Here is an 18,444-nt window from a genome sequence, read left to right on the forward strand (position 1 = left end):
TTAAAATAACTCATCTAGTTTATTACTAAGTTCTTGCTTTGATTTTTCTCTTTCTTGGTAAATGTCATCTATAAATTGCTCTACATCAAAGTTCTCGTTTTCTACTAAATTTTCTTGCGTTTGACAAGAAACAAACTCTACAAACTCCATTCTTTTGAGAAGTTCTAAAAGAAACTCCATTTTGCTATTATCCGTAATTTGAAGTGTTAATTGTGTCATAATTTTATTATTTAAACGAAATATAGTATTATTTTTAATAAAACGTAATAATGTAATTTTTAGTTTTCTATATAAATGGCTATTCCTCCATCTCCCTCAAAACCTCCACAGTTTCCACACTTACTCTACAAACTTTCCTCAAAAGCTCAATGAGTTGTTCTTTTTGATTATCAAAGGAATACGTAGTAAAAACATCTTCTTCAACAGCTTTTTTTACAGTTTTATCTCTTAATTTTCGTTCGCTGTGATGTTCCAAAACCCATTCTAAAGCACTTCTAACACCCAAACGATAGTGCCATGCTTCTTCTGGAATGTTTTTCAGATAGGTAGTTTCATCAATCCAAACTAAGCTGCGAACTCTATCAGCTTTCAAAATAGCCTTTTTCTTAGATTTATTCTCTGTTTGTTCTGCCTCATTATCTTCTTTTTCTTCTCGCTCTAAAGGATAAATTGTAACATCTTCATAATTGAGATGCAGATTTAATAGTTTTTCGCCCCACGTTGCCCACTTCCAAAAATCTTCATACATCGGAATTCGTGGCAGTTCGGTATGAAGTATTTTTTGATACTTTTTACGATATTCTGGTGAGTGCAAAACGGCATAGATATAAGCAAAAATAGTGTCTTTGGTTAGTGTTCTTGCCTCTTCTTGATTGTCTTTCATAGACTGCAAACTCTTTTTCAACTCCTTAAAATTCTTTGCTTTAAATTTTACAGGTTTGGAAGAATAATGGTGACGAAACTGCTCTAATGCCCAATCAGTAATATTTTCTTTAAACTCTTTTGTTTCTTCATCAAAAAAGTATTTTGCAAATGTATGTGTTGCTCTTGCACCATAGCCATTATCAGGAATAAAATTGGTTGCATGAACTACTAAAGGAACTTGCTTATGAACTGTTACACAAATAGTCGGATTTGGTGTTTGTTCTTTTTGAAGTGGAAAAAAACGAAATTGTTGATACGGACGATGCGTAATTACCTCATCTACATAAACAAACTGCTTTACAAAAGGACGATAAGAAGCCTCACGAATCTTAAATGAATCATAATTGGTGCTTTCATTTCTTTTTAGACGTTGCATTAGTTCGGCATTCCATTTTATCTTAGTTTTATCTGTCGGATTGGTTGTGCTTTTCACACCTAAGAAATTTTGCAAGAGTTCGCTTTGGTCAGAATTATGCCACTTTTGACGCTCTTCTTCATAATTCTGACTAAAATAATTTGCTTTTTTTTCTAAATTAGTTTTATCAAAATCATACATCCACTCATCTCTAGCTGTCAGAAGTGCAGGAGATGCCCATTTGAAAAGAGCCGTTTCTTCATCTGCAAACTGTGCTGTTTGGGTAACTTTATGAGAAAGAGGCATAAAACCCAAAAAGTCATCTTCGGGAAGTGCAATCCAATAATTTACAGCCTGACTTACTTTTTTGAACGATAAATTTTGAAATTGTGTACGAGAAAGAGCTTCTCCAAAGTTTTTTAAAGATTTGTAAGGCTTAGTAGATTTCCAATAAAACACAGGACATTGAGAACGCAAATGTGCCAAACGAAAACCATTTGAATAATTATTTTTATTCTTACGAACCAAAAAAAGCAAAGCCGATTCATTTTCTTTTGCACTAAAGTCTTTCGTACTGTCTTTTGATAACTCTGTTTTTTCTTCTACAATATTGCTAGGGTTTTCTTTTTCTACATTTTTGTATTCCAAATCCATCACATAAATACTATCAAATTCTGCCTGCACTCGCCTTCTAAAACCCTCATAGGTAGGCGCATGCAAGACAACTGATGGAAGCCAAACAGCAATAACACCTTTGTCAGTAAGTCTGTCAGTTGCCCAACGCACAAAACGCAAAGGCACAGGAGAAAAGGCATTTTTTTCATAAATAGGTGTATAAGCTGCCATGACACGGTTATCAATGGCTGCAAAATTTACTTCGTCATTATTTTTATTTTTTTCAGAACAAATTAACTGATTTTGTTGACTAGTTTTGAAAGAGTTTCCGACAATAATATGATAACTAGAATCAATTGAACGGTAAAAATCTTGAGCTTCACTTTCTTGAGAACAAAAAAGTAAAGTTTGTTTTGGAACATCTACAAAATAAGCTGCGTTTGCCCAAAAAATAGGAGGTGTATTATAATTACTTCCATTTTTACCTCCATTATTTAGACTTGTTTTCCATAAATAATACGACCAAATAGAAAGCGTACACGTATAAGATTGACCCACAGAAGGCTGAATATCTTGAAAAAAAGTGCCTTGATAGAGTGAAGGAGCTTCAAGATTGGCGATAGATTGCTGAATAAAATTTGAAAATTCTAAAGGAGCAACACCAACCTCAAATTTGCGTTGCCAATAGACAATAATTTGTTCTTTTTCGACTTTAGAAAAATTAGCTGAAACTTCTTTTAATGACAAACAATATTTTTTCCATTGCTCTAAAAAACCATTCTTAAAGAAAACAGAAAAAGCATCTAATTTTTGAAAAACAACATCTGATTTTATAAAAAAATTAGGGTCTGAACTAGTAGAATCTTCCGTAAAAAATAAATTTTCTAATAAAGGAAATACAATTTGATGTGACAGAATAGCCGTTTTGAGTAAATTCTCATCAGGAAGACTATGAAACTCAGAAGCAAAAGCACCTAAAGTACGATAAGCAACCTGCTGACGAATTTTATTTTTATCAAATTCGTTTTGCAAAGATTCTGTTAAGTTATCAACTGCAAAAAACTTAGGGAGTTCAGTATTTTTATTCTCCGTATTCATCAAAAAACGCTTCCTTTAATTCTATCTTATTTTTGTAGTAAAGTTTAAAGACAAAACTACAAAACATTTAGCTATTTTTAGTGAATTTTGTGGTTAGTTTGTCGAAGAGCGTAGAGTTTTATTTTTATCAACCTAATTTTCTGAATACAAAAAGTAAAAACCAATCCTAAAAGTAGAACAGGATAAATGATACAGAAAATAAAGAAGTTAATTTCGTAATACGATAAATCTAAAATATTAGCAAGATTGATAATAAAATCGGTGCAATAGAAATAAAGTTTGGCTATAAAATTAGTCAAAAATTTATTTGTAGAATTATTTATCAAGACAAAAAATAATATATTTTGCTGTCTTAAAGATTGAACTGTCTTGATTTGACTTTGTAAATACAGCGATTTTATTAGTAAAAAATACATCAAAAGAGGAATCAGAATCACTAGAATTATAATATTTGCAACTTTATATTTCCCTGTGGATTGTAGAAAACGAATTACTCCAAAATAAATTGGGTCAGTAAACATAAAGTAATTTTGAAGAATTTTGACATGATTTTCTTTGCAATAATTTTCTATGTTATGACACGCCCACGAACATTTTTTTGTGGATTTTATGGCTGAATTAATAGCTACAATTCCTTTTTCTTGAAAAGGTTTTTCTGTGATATTTGGTCTGACAGCTTCATTTATTGCTATCAATAGCAAAAAAGGGAAAAGTAATAAGGCTAGATTTCTGAGAATTGTAAAAAAGGATTTCATGTAAATTTGTTAATAAAACTAAACCCTAAGGGTCTTCAAGACCCTTAGGGTTTAAAATAAAGTTCCATAAAAATCACAATTTCCTACTCAAAAACCAAGTCAAAAATACGCCCATTCCAACAACGGTAATCGAAGACAAAGGCATCAAAATAGCAGCCACGATAGGCGAAAGTGTTCCACTTACTGCAAAACTAAGTCCGACCAAATTATAACAAAGTGAAATCAAAAGACCAAAACGAACTACCCAAATTGTCTGACGAGCATAAAGCATAAATTGGGCAAGTTTTGGTAAGGATTCGGCTCTCAAAATGGCATCACAGGCAGGCGAAAACTGTTCTTGATTTTCACTAATGGCAATTCCAAAATCAGACTGTTTTAATGCACCTGCATCATTGAGTCCGTCGCCAATCATAAAAATAGATTGAGATTCTTGTTGATTTTTGGCTTTTAAACTCTTCAAAAATTCTAATTTATCTATTGGTTTTTGATTGAAATGGATGTTTTTTTCTCCAAAAATATCAATGAAACGCATTTTTTCACGTTCTGTATCTCCAGAAAGCAACGAAAGATTGAAATTCTGTTTTTTGAAGTCTTGCAAGAGACTCAAACTATTTTCTCGCAATGGATTTAAAAGTTCAAAGTGTCCTTTTACCTCATCATTTTTACTTACAAAGACCATTGATTTTTCATTGTAATCATTTACATGATTTTTTATTCCTACAAAATCAGCATTTCCAATTTTCCAGTTATCTATATTTTTTCCATTCTGAATTTTGGCTTGTGTTCCTGCTCCTATTTTTTCTTCAAAATCATAAATAATTCCTTCTCCAAACTCTGAAATGGCTGCATAAATTGCCTTACTAATTGGGTGCAAAGAATAAGAAGCCAAAGCAGCTAAAGCCTGTTTGTCTTCGATAGTTAATTCTTCATTTTTCTGAATACTTTTCCAAATTGCACTAGGAGTTGAGGTCGTAAGAGTTCCTGTTTTATCAAAAATAAGATGCGCTTTTTGAGAAGCCAACATTTCAATAGAATCTGTATTTTTCAAGAAAAACAACTTTTTCGCCAAAATCTGTCTAGCATTTCCAAAAGCAAAAGGCGCATTGAGAGCCAAAGCACACGGACAAGCCACAATCAAAACTGAAGTAAAAACATTAATAGCAATCTGCCAACCTTCGGCATACAACCAATACGAAGCACTTCCAAAAGCAACCAACAAAACAAAAATCGTAAAGTTTCTGCCCCAACGCTGCGTTAAATTTTTTAGAAGTTTTGAGTTGTCTTTATCAAATGTATCACTGTTCCAAAGCTGCATCAAATAACTTTGAGAAACTGTTTTGAGTAATTTTATACGCAACGGTTCGCCCCATTGCCTTCCTCCTGCATACAAACGCTGCCCTTTTTTGCATTTTACAGGTTCAGATTCACCACTTACAAAACTATAATCAATTTGAGCTTTTCCTTCCAAAAGCTCGCCATCAGCAGGAATAAGTTGTCCATTTTTTACAATTACAATATCATTAATTTTTAAATCAGACAATGAAATTGATTTTGTAGTTTTATTATTCGTATCATTTTCTAGATCATTATTAACTTCCAAAAGAGCAGCCAAAGGAAAATAAGATTGATAATCTCTTTCAAAAGAAATGCTATCAAAAGTACGACGTTGAAACCATTGTCCAACCAAAAGAAGGAAAATCAAGGCAGCCAAAGAATCCAAATATCCTGCACCTGTTTGACTTATAATTTCGAAAATACTTCTACCAAAAAGAGCTGTTATTCCTAGCGCAATCGGAATATCAAAATTAAGAGTTTTGTGTTTGAGGGCATAAAAAGCATCTTTGAAGTAATTAGCACCACTAAAAAGCAAAACTGGAAGTGATAATAAAATATTAAGATACCCAAAAAAACGAGGAAAATCATCTTCTACAATCGGTAAACCCAAATATTCGGGAAAACTAAGCAACATCAAGTTACCAAAACAAAAACCTGCAACTCCCAAACGAAGCAGAAAATTAGGAGGCAAATTATCCGTTTTTTTCTTGTTTTTTGACTCTAGTTTTAGGTCTGGCGAATAACCTAATTTTGTCAGATTTTCTACCAAAATACGAAGCGAAATGGTCTTACTATAAAAACTAACGCTTGCCTCTCTACGCAAATAATTGACCTTTGAATCTTGCACACCTTCAAATAAATTAGGTAGTTTTTCCAAAAGCCAAACACAAGAAGCGCAATGAATTTGAGGTAGTTTGAAGGTAATACGTGTAAAATTTCCGTCTGTAAAATCGACAAGTTGGCGCATCAATTCCTCATTATCCAAATAAGTAAACTGTTCTGGATTTTCTATAATTGAACTAGGCGCAATTCCTGTTTTTTCAAGATTGTAATAATTATCTAATCCATTTTTTGTCAGAATATCATATACCGTTTGGCAGCCTGTACAGCAAAAATCATGTTCATCAAACTCAATCGGATTTGAAGGACAATCATCGCCACAATGATAACAAGGCATTTTTTCAGACTTTTTTATTTTTTTATTTGCCTGTGTATTTTCTTGTATCGGATTTTCTAGTAAAGTTGCCATAATTGGTAGAGATATATTTTGATTTTACTCTACAAAATTACTCTTAAAAAAGGGCTTAAAAAATGAAGTTTATCAGCTTTTTGGGTGGTTTTTAGTTGGTTTTGAGAGTATTTCCAAACCAAATAGTAACTATACCGTTTTGTAAGAATATTTTATATTACCTAATTTTAGGTTACAAATAATCTAATATACCCTACTATTTCTATTTTTGTACCTCAACGACGGCTTCATTTGAGCCTCGTTGACGGTTTAAAAGTAGAGCTAACTAACCGTCGTTGAGGTTCAAATGAAGCTGTCAACGAGGGTTAAAAAAATAGTTGAGTAACCTATAATTAACTCAAAATAAACACATGAAAAAATCCATTTTAATCCTAAACGCCAAGCTCATCAACGAAGGAAAAATCGAAGAAAAAGATATTTTTATAGAAAATGGAAGATTTAGCCGTATCGAAAATGATTTATCTAATCTAAAAGCTGATACAGTTATTGATGCAAAAGGACAATATGCAATGGCAGGCGTTATTGACGACCAAGTGCATTTCAGAGAACCGGGGCTTACACAAAAAGCACAAATTTATACAGAATCAAAAGCAGCTGTTGCAGGGGGAACAACTACTTTTATGGAGATGCCCAATACAAAACCTCAAGCCTTGACACAAAAATTATTAGCTGATAAATATGAAATTGGTGCAAAAGATTCTATTGCCAATTATTCGTTTTTTATGGGCGTTTCGAATGAAAATTTGGAAGAAGTTTTGAAGACAGATAAAAATAATGTGTGTGGTCTGAAAATATTTATGGGTTCTTCTACTGGTGATATGCTCGTCGATGATAGACAGGTTTTGGAAACTATTTTTAGTCAAACAGATATGCTTATTGCTACGCATTGCGAAGACGAAGCAACTGTAAAAGAAAATGAAAGATTAGCAAAAGCAGAATATGGTGATGATGTTCCGATGCGTTTGCACCCAGAAATTAGAAGTGTAGAAGCCTGTTATAAGTCGTCTAGTTTGGCAGTAGAATTAGCCAAAAAATACAATACTCGTTTGCATATTTTGCATATCTCAACAGCAAAAGAATTAGATTTATTTACTAATAAAATTCCTTTAGCAGAAAAACGAATTACAGCAGAAGTTTGTGTTCATCATCTTTGGTTTGATGCTGTAGATTATGAAAAATTAGGTTCTCAAGTAAAATGTAATCCTGCTGTAAAAGAAGCTCAAAATAAAGATGCACTTTGGAAAGGACTTTTAGATGACCGTTTGGATATTATTGCAACCGACCACGCACCCCACACATGGGAAGAAAAACAGGGAAATTATTGGACTGCTCCATCTGGAGTGCCTTTGGTTCAACATTCTCTTTTGATGCTCTTGGAAGCCTACAAACAACACAAAATTTCTTTAGAAAAAATAGCTGAAAAAATGGCTCATGCGCCTGCAATTTGTTTTCAGATAAAAGAGAGAGGTTTTGTAAGAGAAGGTTATTTTGCTGACTTGGTTCTTTTTGATTTGGAAAAAGCAACTGTTGTAACAAAAGAAAACTTAGAATATAAATGTAAGTGGTCGCCTTTTGAAGGAAATACGTTTGATTCTCAGATTACACATACAATTGTTTCGGGACATTTGGCATATCAAAATGGAGAATTTGATGAGAGTGAGAAAGGAATGAGAATTAGTTTTGATAGAAACTAGAAAGTCATCAGTTAATTTCAGTTATATTGACTTTTAATCTAAAACCAAAAAGGAATTTGATTTATTAAGTTCCTTTTTTGTTGTATAAAACAAAAAAATCTTTAAATTGAACGACTATCAAATTTACAGAAGTTGCTCATGAACACTAAATTCACAAATAAATTATTTCTTGCATTTTTATTTTGTTTAACTCAAAACTCCCTTTTTGCTCAACAAATATCAGACTCTCTAAATTATGAACGTTATAAATTTGCCTTAGAAGAATTAGAACAGGATTCGACAGATAATTTGATTACACTTGCCACTCAAACTACACTTCGCTTACGGGATGCGCCTAGTGTTGTAAGTGTGATTACTCGTGCTGATATTGAGGCAATGAATGCAAGAGATTTATCGGATATTTTGCGTCATATTCAAGGTTTTGATTTTGGTGTTGATGTAAATGGTGTTGTAGGAATAGGCTTACGTGGAAATTGGGCACATGAAGGCAAAATTTTATTAATGATTGATGGATTAGAAATGAATGAACTTATGTATGGAACTACACAATTAGGTAATCATTTCCCACCTTCTCTAATTGAACGTATTGAAGTTATTCGTGGTGCTGGTTCGGCTATTTATGGAGGTTTTGCAGAATATGGAGTTATCAATATTGTTACAAGAGGAAGTGAAAACTTGAATGGTTTGCAGATTAGTAATACATTAGGAAAAGTAAAAAATAATAATGATAGAAATAGCCCACTTCGTCAAAATCTCACAGCTTCTTTAGGGCGTTCTTCTATTAATTGGAAAGCATGGGGAAGTATTTTTAAAGGAAGTACACTAAGAAGTAATCAGTTTTTTATAGATGGTTTAGGTAATAAAGTTGATATGAGTGAAAACTCTCTCATCGAAACTTTTACTGCTCAAGTAGGAATTAAGTATAAACAATTAGAAATAAGAGGCATTTGGGATGATTACAGAAATAATACAAAAATAGGATTTGCTTATGAAGCTCCCAATAGATTTCAACGTATATTTCAAACAGGAATTATAGATGCAAAGTATATAATAAAAGTAAATGAAAAACTGACTATTACTCCTCGTATTTCCTACACCTTTTCTCGTCCTTGGGCTTTTCTGAGTAGAGATACTGTTTATTCAGGTGTATTTTCAAGAGAGTATACTCAGCGTTTTCGTTCTAATCTAATAGGAAATTATCGTCCTAGCTCAAATCTAATTTTCACTTTAGGAAGTGAGTTTTGGTATGATGCAGCGTATGATGACGTTATTTTTTTTAATGAAAAAAATTATATTGAATTTAATAATGTTGCTTTTTTTAGTCAGATTTTATGGAAAACAAAACTAGTAAATATTACAGCAGGAGCTAGATATGATAATCATAGTTTTTATCCTTCTACTTTTGTTCCTCGTTTTGGACTTACTAAGTCATGGAAAAAACTGCATTTAAAACTCTTATATAGCAATGCTTTTCGTGCGCCAAGTGTGCAAAATATCAATTTGAGTATCAATCAAAGCATAAAACCTGAGCGTACTACAGTTCTAGAATCTGAAATTGGATATATTTTCTCCCCTAATTTTTCAACAACACTTAATTTTTATGATATTACTACCAAAGACCCAATTATTTATTTTGTAGAAAGTAATACAATAGAAGGTTATAATAATGAAAAAGAAACTGGAACACGAGGGGCAGAATTAGAACTTCGTTATAAAGGGAAAAAAGGTTTTGTAGAAGTAACTTACTCCTATTATACAGCTGCAGGAAAAACAGTAGTGAATACCTCTGCTGTAAGTGAAGATAAAAATCAACTTTTAGGACTTGCACCTCAAAAATTTTCTATTTGGGCAAATCATTCTATTTACAAAAATCTAAAGCTCAATACTTCTTTAGTTTGGCTGAGTAGTCGTTATGCGTATAATTCTGAAACTCAAGATGGAGAACTACTTTTGAAAAAATTTGATTCAAATACACTTTTCAATATTTCGTTTATGTATAAAGATTTTTTGAGAAGTGGAATTAATGTTTCTATAGGGATTCAAGATTTATTCAATCAATCGCCTCCTTTTATGCAGCCTTATGATGGCGCACATACCCCTTTACCAAATCTTTCAAGAGAGTTTATTTTCAAAATTAATTATGATGTAAATTGGTAGTTTTTGCAGTTACCAGTAAGTAGTAATCAGTTACCAGTTTTATCATTTATAGAAAAAACACCTTTCCTTTTCCTAAAATATCCAGAATTATATAAAAAATGTCTCTTCCGACTTTTTAGCGAAACATTGTGTGTTCAGTTCCTCAGAACTGAAAAAAACGCTTCCTCAGAAGCGTGATATTGCTTAAATCACGCTTCTGAGGAAGCCTTTCGTTCGTTTTTGAGAACGGTGTAACCCTCAGCGAAGCTAAAACGAACGCACACCCTTTTATAATTTCGCTAAATTGTCGGAAGAGCCTAAAAAATAAATAATGGATTTTTTTATAACTAATAATTAAACACTAGACATTAATCACTAAAAATTACTTCTTCTTCCCAAAACCTCCCAAACCTTTTAGTTTGTTTTTGAGGTCTTCTTTTGCTTTTTCTATTGGATTTGTTGTCTTGCTAGAATCAGCTTTTGTAGATTTAGTAGAATCAGTCTTTGAATCATTTTTGTTTCCAAAGAAATCATTTAATAACTCTTTTCCTGTTTTGGTAGCTTCTTCTTTGAGTGTTTGAGTTACCTTAGATTTGATTTGAGATTTAATAGCCGAATTGTCCATGGCTACACTTGGACTATTGTATGTTCCTCCAATATTGAAAAACAAAGGAATAGTAGAGTTTTCAATATCTTCTGGTTTGATATTTACCAATCCACTTACTAATGAAAGAGCTTCTTCTTTTGGAACATCTACTTTTAAGTGAAAATCAAGTCCTCCATCTAATGCTGTTGTTCCTCCAATAGTAGATTTATACCCTGCAAAGCTCAAATCGAAAGGTTGAATTTTCATTTTTCCATCTTCAATTTTGGTTTGCATCACTACATCTTTTAAACGACTATTTTTGAGTTTTGGCATATTTGCAACAGCAGCTAATTTGTTGATAGAAGGATTATCTTTCATCATTGCATCAACAATTTTCATCATTCCACCTCCTGAAAGTGTTGCCATATCTGGCATCATATCCGATTTTAAAAGTCCTGTGATATTGAAGTTATTAAGAGAGAATTTTCCATCCAAACTTTCTGCTAAAGGAGCAAAGGCTTTTGCTGTAGAAAAAGTTTTGAATGCTTCTCCAATATTTGCCTCAATAATATCCAAATCAAAAGAGAAAATAGGACGAGCCAAATCTTTACTACTATAAAGTCCACTTGTTCTGAATTTTCCTCCAACAGCATCAAAAGTAAGGTTATCCATTCTGACTTCGCCATCTTTTACACGCACCAAACCACGCATATTATTGAGAGCCATATTATCATACAAAACTTTTTGAATAGTTGCATTGAATGTAAAATCAATATCTTTTGGCACTTCTACTACGCCTGTTTCATCTTCAACAGTTGTTGGGTCATCTGTTTCTGTCATCCATTCATCAACATTAAATTGATTTGAAGTAAGATTCATATTTCCACGAATTATAGGCGTTCCTTCTTGAAAACCTGCCATAGCAAGCGCATAAGCAATATAGTTTGAAAGTCCACCTGTAAGAGCAATATCACTTTTCCCTAAAAATCCTTGAAAAGAATCCAAAATCATTTGTTGAGGCGTAAAACTCACTTTTGCATTTGTGATTTTCATTCCTTGTGGCAAATCTACACTTGTAAATACCAAATTCTGTACAGACAAATCTCCACTTGTCGGAAGTTGATCATATTTTTCAGCATCTAAAGCAGCCGTTGAGCCTTTTGTTTCGATATCGGCTTTTATTAAACCTGTAACAGTCATATCTTCTAAAGGGACAATTTTAGTAATTGTAGCCAAATCTAATTCACCTTTTATCATCAAATCATAAACAAGATTTTCAACTCCTTCTGTATGTCCACTAACTGAAAAAGGTTTTCCTTCTACTTGCATTGTGATTTTTTCTAAATCGACACGCATATTTTCCATTTGTCCAGTTGTGTTTTTGGCGTGTGCTTCTACTTCAAGATTTTCAATCGGAATCGGATAAGCAAGTGATTTGACATATCCATTTTTCAATGTCATATCTGCATCAATGGTAGGAATACGGTTTTGAGCTTCATCATAAACTCCTTTTGCAAGTAATTTTAGATTATACAAACCTTTTATTTCTAAGCTGTCCATTGGATAAATTTCTGCCAGCTCAGCAAGATTTACTGTTGCATTTATGTTTGCATCAATATCATATTTTTCTAATCCTTGAAGTCTAACTTTTCCATTAATTGGGTTTTTGCCCAAATTCATTCCAAATGTTTTTATATCAATAACTGTATTATTCAAATTTGCAGTAGTGTTTACAACCTGCATATCAACATTTACATTTTCTACTGCCGTTGGAAGTTCTGGGTATTTGAAATACCCATCTTTTATCAAAAGTGAAATATCAAACTCTGGGTATAATTCTTTCTCTGAATTAAATTCTCCTTTTGTCATTCCTTTAAAAACAAACTCTCCTTTTGCTTCCAAACCTTCATAATCTTTCAAAAATACAGGAGGAATCAGAGAAAGCAAACTTTTAAAGTTTGTTTCAGGAGTAGAAAAATTCAAATCCATCAGAATAGAAGCCGTATTTTCAGGCATACTTAACCATCCATCCATTTTCAAAGGCAAATCATTTACTTTAAATTCATTTTCTTTGAAAGTAAACTTCATGTTTTTCATATCCATTTCAAGCGTTGCATCAGCTGAAACAGGTCTGTGAGCAATATAAGCCACATTTTCAAAATTGATATACAAATCATTGATTGTCGTATTTGTACTCAAATCATACTTATCAGTTGTAATATTTCCACTTCCTGTGTGATTTAAGCCTTCAATAATAGCAATCATTTTCAAGGTATCGTCTTGGTAACGGATTCTTCCATCACTAATATTCCATTTTTCTAATCCAATTTCGAAGGCTGCTGTATCTGCTGTTGTGGTTTCTTCGGTTGATGTGCCTTCATAAATATCATAGCTTGCACGTCCATCTTTCAAAACATGGACATTCACAAGAGGTTTGTCTGCATAAATACTATGAATCTCAACTTTATCTTTAAAGACTGACATAAAATTAAGTGCAATCTCAAAATTATTGGCTGCCAAAAGAGTATCTCCTTCAAAAGGCGCACGATTGATAACACTAATATTTTCTAATTGCACGGTCAGTTTTGGAAAATGACGCAAGATAGAAATGTCAAAATCTCCAAATTTCACATCTGCCAACACCTGCTCACTAGCAACTTTCTCTACTTTTGCTTTGAGTTGGTCTTTAAAAAGCACAGGAATAAGAAAAATCGCTCCTACTAGCAAAACTAATAGAACAATTATGGCAATGGATATTTTTTTTACTATTTTCATATTTATTTGATTATGGTGTTGTTAGTAAAGCCACCAACAACGGCTATTATATTTACAGAAAAAATATAGAATTTTAGTCGAAAGATAATCTAAAGTTAAGAAAAAAGATAGTGAAATTTATTTAAACTTCAATATGTACAAGGCTATTCCTTCAAAAACTTCAGCAGATAAAAAGCTAAAAATCCATTTTTTAGATTGTGAAGAAATAAATAATGGTAGAATGCTTTGGAAAGTTTCTATATTTTATGAAAATATAAATCTTGATAAAATTATTTTTCCTCAAGGTTGGAATTATCTAAATTTTGAACTTGATAAATGGACTTTAGAAGATAAAGAAAGTAGATTTTATTATATTCCTATCGAATCAAAAAGCATTTTGATAGAAGCCAAAACATTGAAAATCCATTATTTATCAAATCAATCTCTTTCAACAATTTATTTTAAAGGAAATTATTTTTATGAGCATTTTTTAATAGAAGAATATGGAGATTTGAGTATAAAGACAAGTTTAGAAACATTTGATTCTGAGCAGATTACAACAAAAAATTGATAGTAAAAATCCTTTCTTACTATTTTTAATTTTATCAAACAATCTATTATCACAAAAGACTTTTAGTTAGTAGAAGATAGACTTATGAATATAGCATAGTATATTTGTCGAAATAGTATTTAATCAAATTAATTGTAAAAAATAGAATGAAATTTTTTAACAGTGTTTTTTTAGTTTTTAGTTTTTTTGTGTGTTTAAGCTTTTTAGTATCGTCTTGTTCTGATCCAAATGCCATAACAGAAAGTGAGTTTGACATGAAAGCTTGGAAAATAGATAGAAATGGTTGCGAAAGTGTGCGTACAGGAATGTTAGAAGATTTAGAAAAAATCAAACCTAAACTAGAAGGATTAGACGAAATAGATTTACGAAAAATATTAGGTAAGCCTGATTTTGCAGAGCTATATAGTCGTAATCAAAAATTTTATACGTATTATATTGATGCTTCTGAAAAGTGTGAAAACTCAAATTCTGAAAAGGTCAAAAATGGAGAACGCAGGCTTGTTCAGATTCGTTTTGATGCTATCAATGCTGTCAATGAAATTGTAGTAATTAGAGAGGAACGAAACAAAAAATAATTTCATTATTAAAATCATTTATTCGAAAGTTTTACTTTTCCAAATAATGAGATAAAACTCATTCTTTGGAAAAGTGCTATTTAGTTTTTACGAATTAACCCTTTTTATTGGCAAGTTGTCCACAAGCTGCATCAATATCTTTTCCTCTACTTCTTCTGACAGTTGTACGTACCCCTCTTTTAATCAAATAACCTGCAAATTTTTCTATTCTTTCTTCAGTTGGTTTCTTATATTCAGCTTCTTCTATTGGATTGTATTCGATGATATTTACTCGGCAAGGAACGTGCTTACAAAAACGATACAGCTCATCAGCATCTTTCAATGAGTCATTAAAATCATCAAACAAAATATACTCGTATGTAATTCTATTTCCTGTCTTGTCATAAAAATACTTCAAGGCTTCTGCCAAAACTTCCAACGAATTACTCTCATTAATATCCATAATTTCGTTTCGCTTTTCATCATTTGCAGCATGCAAAGACAAAGCAAGATTAAATTTGACGTTATCATCGGCAAGCATTTTGATAAACTTTGCAATTCCTGCTGTCGAAACAGTAATTCTTTTTGGCGACATATTTAGTCCATCTGGAGAAGTCAGTCTATCAATAGATTGCAAAACATTTTTATAGTTCATCAAGGGTTCGCCCATTCCCATATAGACAATATTCGAAAGAGATTGATTAAAATTCTCTTCTGCTTGCTTTGAAATAGCAACTACTTGATCATAAATTTCGGCAGCTTCAATATTTCGTTTCTTACCCATATACCCTGTTGCACAAAACTTACAAGAAAGCGAACAACCCACTTGCGACGAAATACAGGCTGTCATTCTATCTTTAACAGGAATCAAAACGCCTTCTACTATTTTGCCATCATACAATCGAAAAGAAGATTTTACAGTTCCGTCATTGCTTTTTTGCTCTTCTGAAATGGTAAGGGCATTAATAACAAAATTTTCTTGCAACGTTTCTCTAAGTTTTTGAGAAAGATTTGTCATTTGCTCAAATGAAGTAACTGATTTTTCCCAAAGCCATTGCCAAATCTGTTTTGCTCTAAATTTTGGTTCTCCTAATTTTTGTAGTTCTTCCGAAATTTCGGCTAAAGTTAGTTTTCGGATATCTGTTTTTTTATTTTCTATCTCTTGAAGCGATACTTTTATAGTTGGCGTATTCATAGCAGTAAATTATTCTTTCAGTTTATTCTTATTTTTTGTTTGATTTTACAAAAATACGAAATTATTAGAGCATTAATTATAATTCGAAGCTCTTGAATATAATTTCCACCTTTTTTATCATAAAAGCTCTATCTCATAACTTAGAAAAAAAATCATTTTTTCAAGTATTAAAACCTTAATTATCAAGAGTTGTCAAAAAAATTACTGAAAAATAATTAATCACATTAATTACAATTTTGCTAATTAAATGTGATTTTATTATCAAAAATTCAAAATTGAATCTTTTATCAATAAAAATTTGATAAACAACGTACAAAATTTAAAAAAGCATCAATTTTTAAAAAAACTCACACTGTAAATTATTTATGAATTTATGGCTAAAAATTTGGAAATGTAAAATTAACCTGCTTAATTTGTTTAATAATTAACAAAGATAACTACTTTACATAACTAGCTAAGCAGCTACAAAACAGCTTAATAATTAAGCTATATAAAAAAGTATATTGGTTACTTTTTTATTTCTATTAATGGTATGCAGACATACTACTAAGTGAATTAACTTTATTATATTCTCCTAACACACAATTAAAACATTATCAATATCAAAAAAAATAATTTTACCTTACATGGCATTTCTTTTAGTAGTTGCAATTGGATTTATCTTTTAAAACCAAACACTAGAATGGTGTTACTAATGAATTTGAAGCAAAAGATAAATCTACTATATCAGATGACAAGTATAAAGAAAGAAATAACGTTTTGTAAAAATCAAAAATCACTAAAAATATTAAAGAGCAAAGCATCTTTAATACTATAAGAATAATTCTTATTCTTCAATATTAAAGATTGTGTTTTGGTAGTAAAATAGTATTGAAAGAGGTTATCCTAGTTTTAGGATAACCTCTTTTTTCTTTTAATCATAAATTAGATAATCTCATCAAACGCTCATAAATTTTATAATTCTCTTCATCAAAACAAACAAAGATAATTTCTTCTAAAGTAGAATCTTCGCTTTGATTTACAAACTTATTTACAGTATTTAGAGCAATCTCGGCAGCCTCTTCTTTTGGAAACTTATAAACTCCTGTACTTATATTAGGAAATGAAATAGATTTGATTTGCAACTCTTCAGCAATTTGTAATGAGTTTTTATAGCAATTGGCTAAAAGTTCTCTTTCTCCGTGTTCTCCGTCTTGCCAAACTGAACCTACTGTATGAATAACATACTTAGCTGATAAATTACCTGCTTTTGTATAAACAGCCTCTCCAGTTTTACAACCTCCTTGCTTGTTACGTATTTTAATACATTCTTCTAAAATTTCTTTTCCTCCTGACCTATGAATTGCACCATCAACGCCACCACCACCCAACAGTGATGTATTTGCAGCATTTACAATAGCATCAACAGCTATTTTGGTAATATCTCCTCGTTGTAATAAAAGTTTAACTGACATGTTATTTTGGATTAATAATTAAATTTTACTGCATTTTTCTACTATTTTTTTGTCATAAATAGTGTATTTTAAAAAATAATGACTATGTTTGGGACATTATAAGGAAAACAAATACAATTCTGAAAAAATTGTTTTGGAGAATTAGCAAAGAACCTGTTAAAAGCAGTTTTTACTTCTTTCTAAAAAGCTCAACAATTGATTTTGTAGCCATTTTTAGGGAAAGTAGTAAACAACTAAAAGCTATTTTTTTGACTCCTACTTTTTCACAACTAATTACTTTTTGCCCTTTTTGCTCTTGCAGTAAAAAGGGTTTTTTGTTGTATTTTATTAGCTTATAGTTTAAGAATCAAACTTTAAAGCAGAATGAATAGAGTTTGAAATTTTAACTTTTTCCGATTATTTCAATCAAAAATCAACAAAAACTATTCTAATTCTGAATGATAATTTGTACATTGAGGTAAATAATAGAATAATTAGAGAATTTAAGATAGAATAAGATACCAATTTCTATTTCTTATATTCAAAGATTTTCTAGGTTTTAAAGTTCATTTTATCACTAAATTTCACCTTATATTATGCACATGCAAAAATTTCGTATTTCGTTATTTGCCCTATTACTAAGTTCGGCTTTCCTCTTTAGTTGTGGAGGAAAGAAACAAACTAACACAGAAACAACAACTACAATAGATAATGGTTCGACTGCTACCGAAGAAATGCCTAAAGAAGAAGTTGAAGGAGGTGCGCTCAATAAATTTTTCCCACAAGAAGAAGGAGCATACAAAGTTATCTATAATCAAGAAAAAGATGGATTTGTACAAGCTAGTTTAGAAAAAGATGGAATAGAAGTAGCTACTCTTGCAATTAGTGATTTGAGTACTAATATGGATACAAAAGCAAAATATGCAGACGCAACGATGTACATTGCATCTTACCCTGCGCTTACAAAAGGTTCTAAAGGAACTACTATTTTGGTTGCTGACCGTTATCAAATCAGTATTCGTTCGAAAGAAGATAGCTTTGATGATAAAACTCGCAAATCTTGGTTCGAAAAATTTGATCTTGCTGGACTTGCCAACTTAAAATAATTTTTCAACTCAATTATCTGTCTAAATACTCTAAAAGTATCTTGACAGTTTGAGAAACTCATTTTTTCTTAAAAAACCTTTTCA

12 protein-coding genes are annotated in these 18,444 nt (G+C 31.4%); 5 read left to right on the top strand and 7 right to left on the bottom strand.

Features of this window, described 5'->3' with window-relative positions; genetic code table 11:
• The 4 genes from V9L04_RS04045 to V9L04_RS04060 form a co-directional block, all read right to left on the bottom strand.
• Positions 1-219, bottom strand: coding sequence for a hypothetical protein (locus V9L04_RS04045; protein ID WP_338792791.1), 219 nt, complete (start codon positions 217-219; stop codon positions 1-3).
• 79 nt (positions 220-298) lie between these two features.
• Positions 299-2,992 (bottom strand): type ISP restriction/modification enzyme, encoded by a 2,694-nt coding sequence (locus V9L04_RS04050; protein ID WP_338792792.1) that lies wholly within the window; start codon positions 2,990-2,992, stop codon positions 299-301.
• Between the two features lie 77 nt (positions 2,993-3,069).
• The gene (locus tag V9L04_RS04055; protein ID WP_338792793.1) at positions 3,070-3,747 is read right to left on the bottom strand and encodes a hypothetical protein; all 678 of its coding nucleotides are present in this window, start codon (positions 3,745-3,747) and stop codon (positions 3,070-3,072) included.
• A 73-nt stretch (positions 3,748-3,820) separates the two neighbouring features.
• Complete coding sequence (locus V9L04_RS04060) at positions 3,821-6,331, bottom strand: heavy metal translocating P-type ATPase metal-binding domain-containing protein (protein WP_338792794.1); 2,511 nt, start codon at positions 6,329-6,331, stop codon at positions 3,821-3,823.
• 350 nt (positions 6,332-6,681) lie between these two features.
• On the opposite strand from V9L04_RS04060, the gene V9L04_RS04065 reads away from it, so the two are divergent.
• Together V9L04_RS04065 and V9L04_RS04070 are read left to right on the top strand one after the other, a co-directional pair.
• On the top strand, positions 6,682-8,025 hold the full coding sequence (locus V9L04_RS04065; protein ID WP_338792795.1) for a dihydroorotase: 1,344 nt from the start codon (positions 6,682-6,684) through the stop codon (positions 8,023-8,025).
• 138 nt (positions 8,026-8,163) lie between these two features.
• A complete protein-coding gene (locus V9L04_RS04070) occupies positions 8,164-10,182 on the top strand; it encodes a TonB-dependent receptor plug domain-containing protein (protein ID WP_338792796.1) in 2,019 nt (672 codons plus the stop codon).
• Between the two features lie 361 nt (positions 10,183-10,543).
• Here the strand turns inward: V9L04_RS04070 and V9L04_RS04075 are convergent, their stop codons facing one another.
• Positions 10,544-13,522, bottom strand: coding sequence for an AsmA-like C-terminal region-containing protein (locus V9L04_RS04075; protein WP_338792797.1), 2,979 nt, complete (start codon positions 13,520-13,522; stop codon positions 10,544-10,546).
• A 133-nt stretch (positions 13,523-13,655) separates the two neighbouring features.
• Here V9L04_RS04075 and V9L04_RS04080 point away from each other — a divergent pair, with 133 nt between their 5' ends.
• Positions 13,656-14,072, top strand: a complete 417-nt coding sequence (locus V9L04_RS04080) for a hypothetical protein (protein ID WP_338792798.1) — start codon at positions 13,656-13,658, stop codon at positions 14,070-14,072.
• Between the two features lie 146 nt (positions 14,073-14,218).
• Positions 14,219-14,647 carry a hypothetical protein gene (locus V9L04_RS04085; protein WP_338792799.1) on the top strand — a complete coding sequence of 143 codons (429 nt, stop codon included), beginning with the start codon at positions 14,219-14,221 and terminating at the stop codon, positions 14,645-14,647.
• 94 nt (positions 14,648-14,741) lie between these two features.
• Here V9L04_RS04085 and rlmN read toward each other — a convergent pair whose 3' ends face one another.
• Positions 14,742-15,821, bottom strand: coding sequence for a 23S rRNA (adenine(2503)-C(2))-methyltransferase RlmN (gene rlmN, locus V9L04_RS04090; RefSeq protein WP_338792800.1), 1,080 nt, complete (start codon positions 15,819-15,821; stop codon positions 14,742-14,744).
• Positions 15,822-16,738: 917 nt separating this feature from the next.
• Positions 16,739-17,275 (bottom strand): O-acetyl-ADP-ribose deacetylase, encoded by a 537-nt coding sequence (locus V9L04_RS04095; protein ID WP_338792801.1) that lies wholly within the window; start codon positions 17,273-17,275, stop codon positions 16,739-16,741.
• Positions 17,276-17,856: 581 nt separating this feature from the next.
• On the opposite strand from V9L04_RS04095, the gene V9L04_RS04100 reads away from it, so the two are divergent.
• Entirely contained in the window at positions 17,857-18,360 is a 504-nt protein-coding gene (locus tag V9L04_RS04100; protein ID WP_338792803.1) for a hypothetical protein, read from the top strand.
• Positions 18,361-18,444 lie beyond the last annotated feature (84 nt).

Source organism: Bernardetia sp. MNP-M8 (genome assembly GCF_037126285.1).
In the GTDB taxonomy this organism is placed as follows: Bacteria; Bacteroidota; Bacteroidia; order Cytophagales; family Bernardetiaceae; genus Bernardetia.

Coding starts and splice junctions, on each gene's coding strand:
- V9L04_RS04045 (WP_338792791.1), bottom strand. CDS start 219: ATGACACAATTAACACTTCAAATTACGGATAATAGCAAAATGGAGTTT.
- V9L04_RS04050 (WP_338792792.1), bottom strand. CDS start 2,992: ATGAATACGGAGAATAAAAATACTGAACTCCCTAAGTTTTTTGCAGTT.
- V9L04_RS04055 (WP_338792793.1), bottom strand. CDS start 3,747: ATGAAATCCTTTTTTACAATTCTCAGAAATCTAGCCTTATTACTTTTC.
- V9L04_RS04060 (WP_338792794.1), bottom strand. CDS start 6,331: ATGGCAACTTTACTAGAAAATCCGATACAAGAAAATACACAGGCAAAT.
- V9L04_RS04065 (WP_338792795.1), top strand. CDS start 6,682: ATGAAAAAATCCATTTTAATCCTAAACGCCAAGCTCATCAACGAAGGA.
- V9L04_RS04070 (WP_338792796.1), top strand. CDS start 8,164: ATGAACACTAAATTCACAAATAAATTATTTCTTGCATTTTTATTTTGT.
- V9L04_RS04075 (WP_338792797.1), bottom strand. CDS start 13,522: ATGAAAATAGTAAAAAAAATATCCATTGCCATAATTGTTCTATTAGTT.
- V9L04_RS04080 (WP_338792798.1), top strand. CDS start 13,656: ATGTACAAGGCTATTCCTTCAAAAACTTCAGCAGATAAAAAGCTAAAA.
- V9L04_RS04085 (WP_338792799.1), top strand. CDS start 14,219: ATGAAATTTTTTAACAGTGTTTTTTTAGTTTTTAGTTTTTTTGTGTGT.
- rlmN (WP_338792800.1), bottom strand. CDS start 15,821: ATGAATACGCCAACTATAAAAGTATCGCTTCAAGAGATAGAAAATAAA.
- V9L04_RS04095 (WP_338792801.1), bottom strand. CDS start 17,275: ATGTCAGTTAAACTTTTATTACAACGAGGAGATATTACCAAAATAGCT.
- V9L04_RS04100 (WP_338792803.1), top strand. CDS start 17,857: ATGCAAAAATTTCGTATTTCGTTATTTGCCCTATTACTAAGTTCGGCT.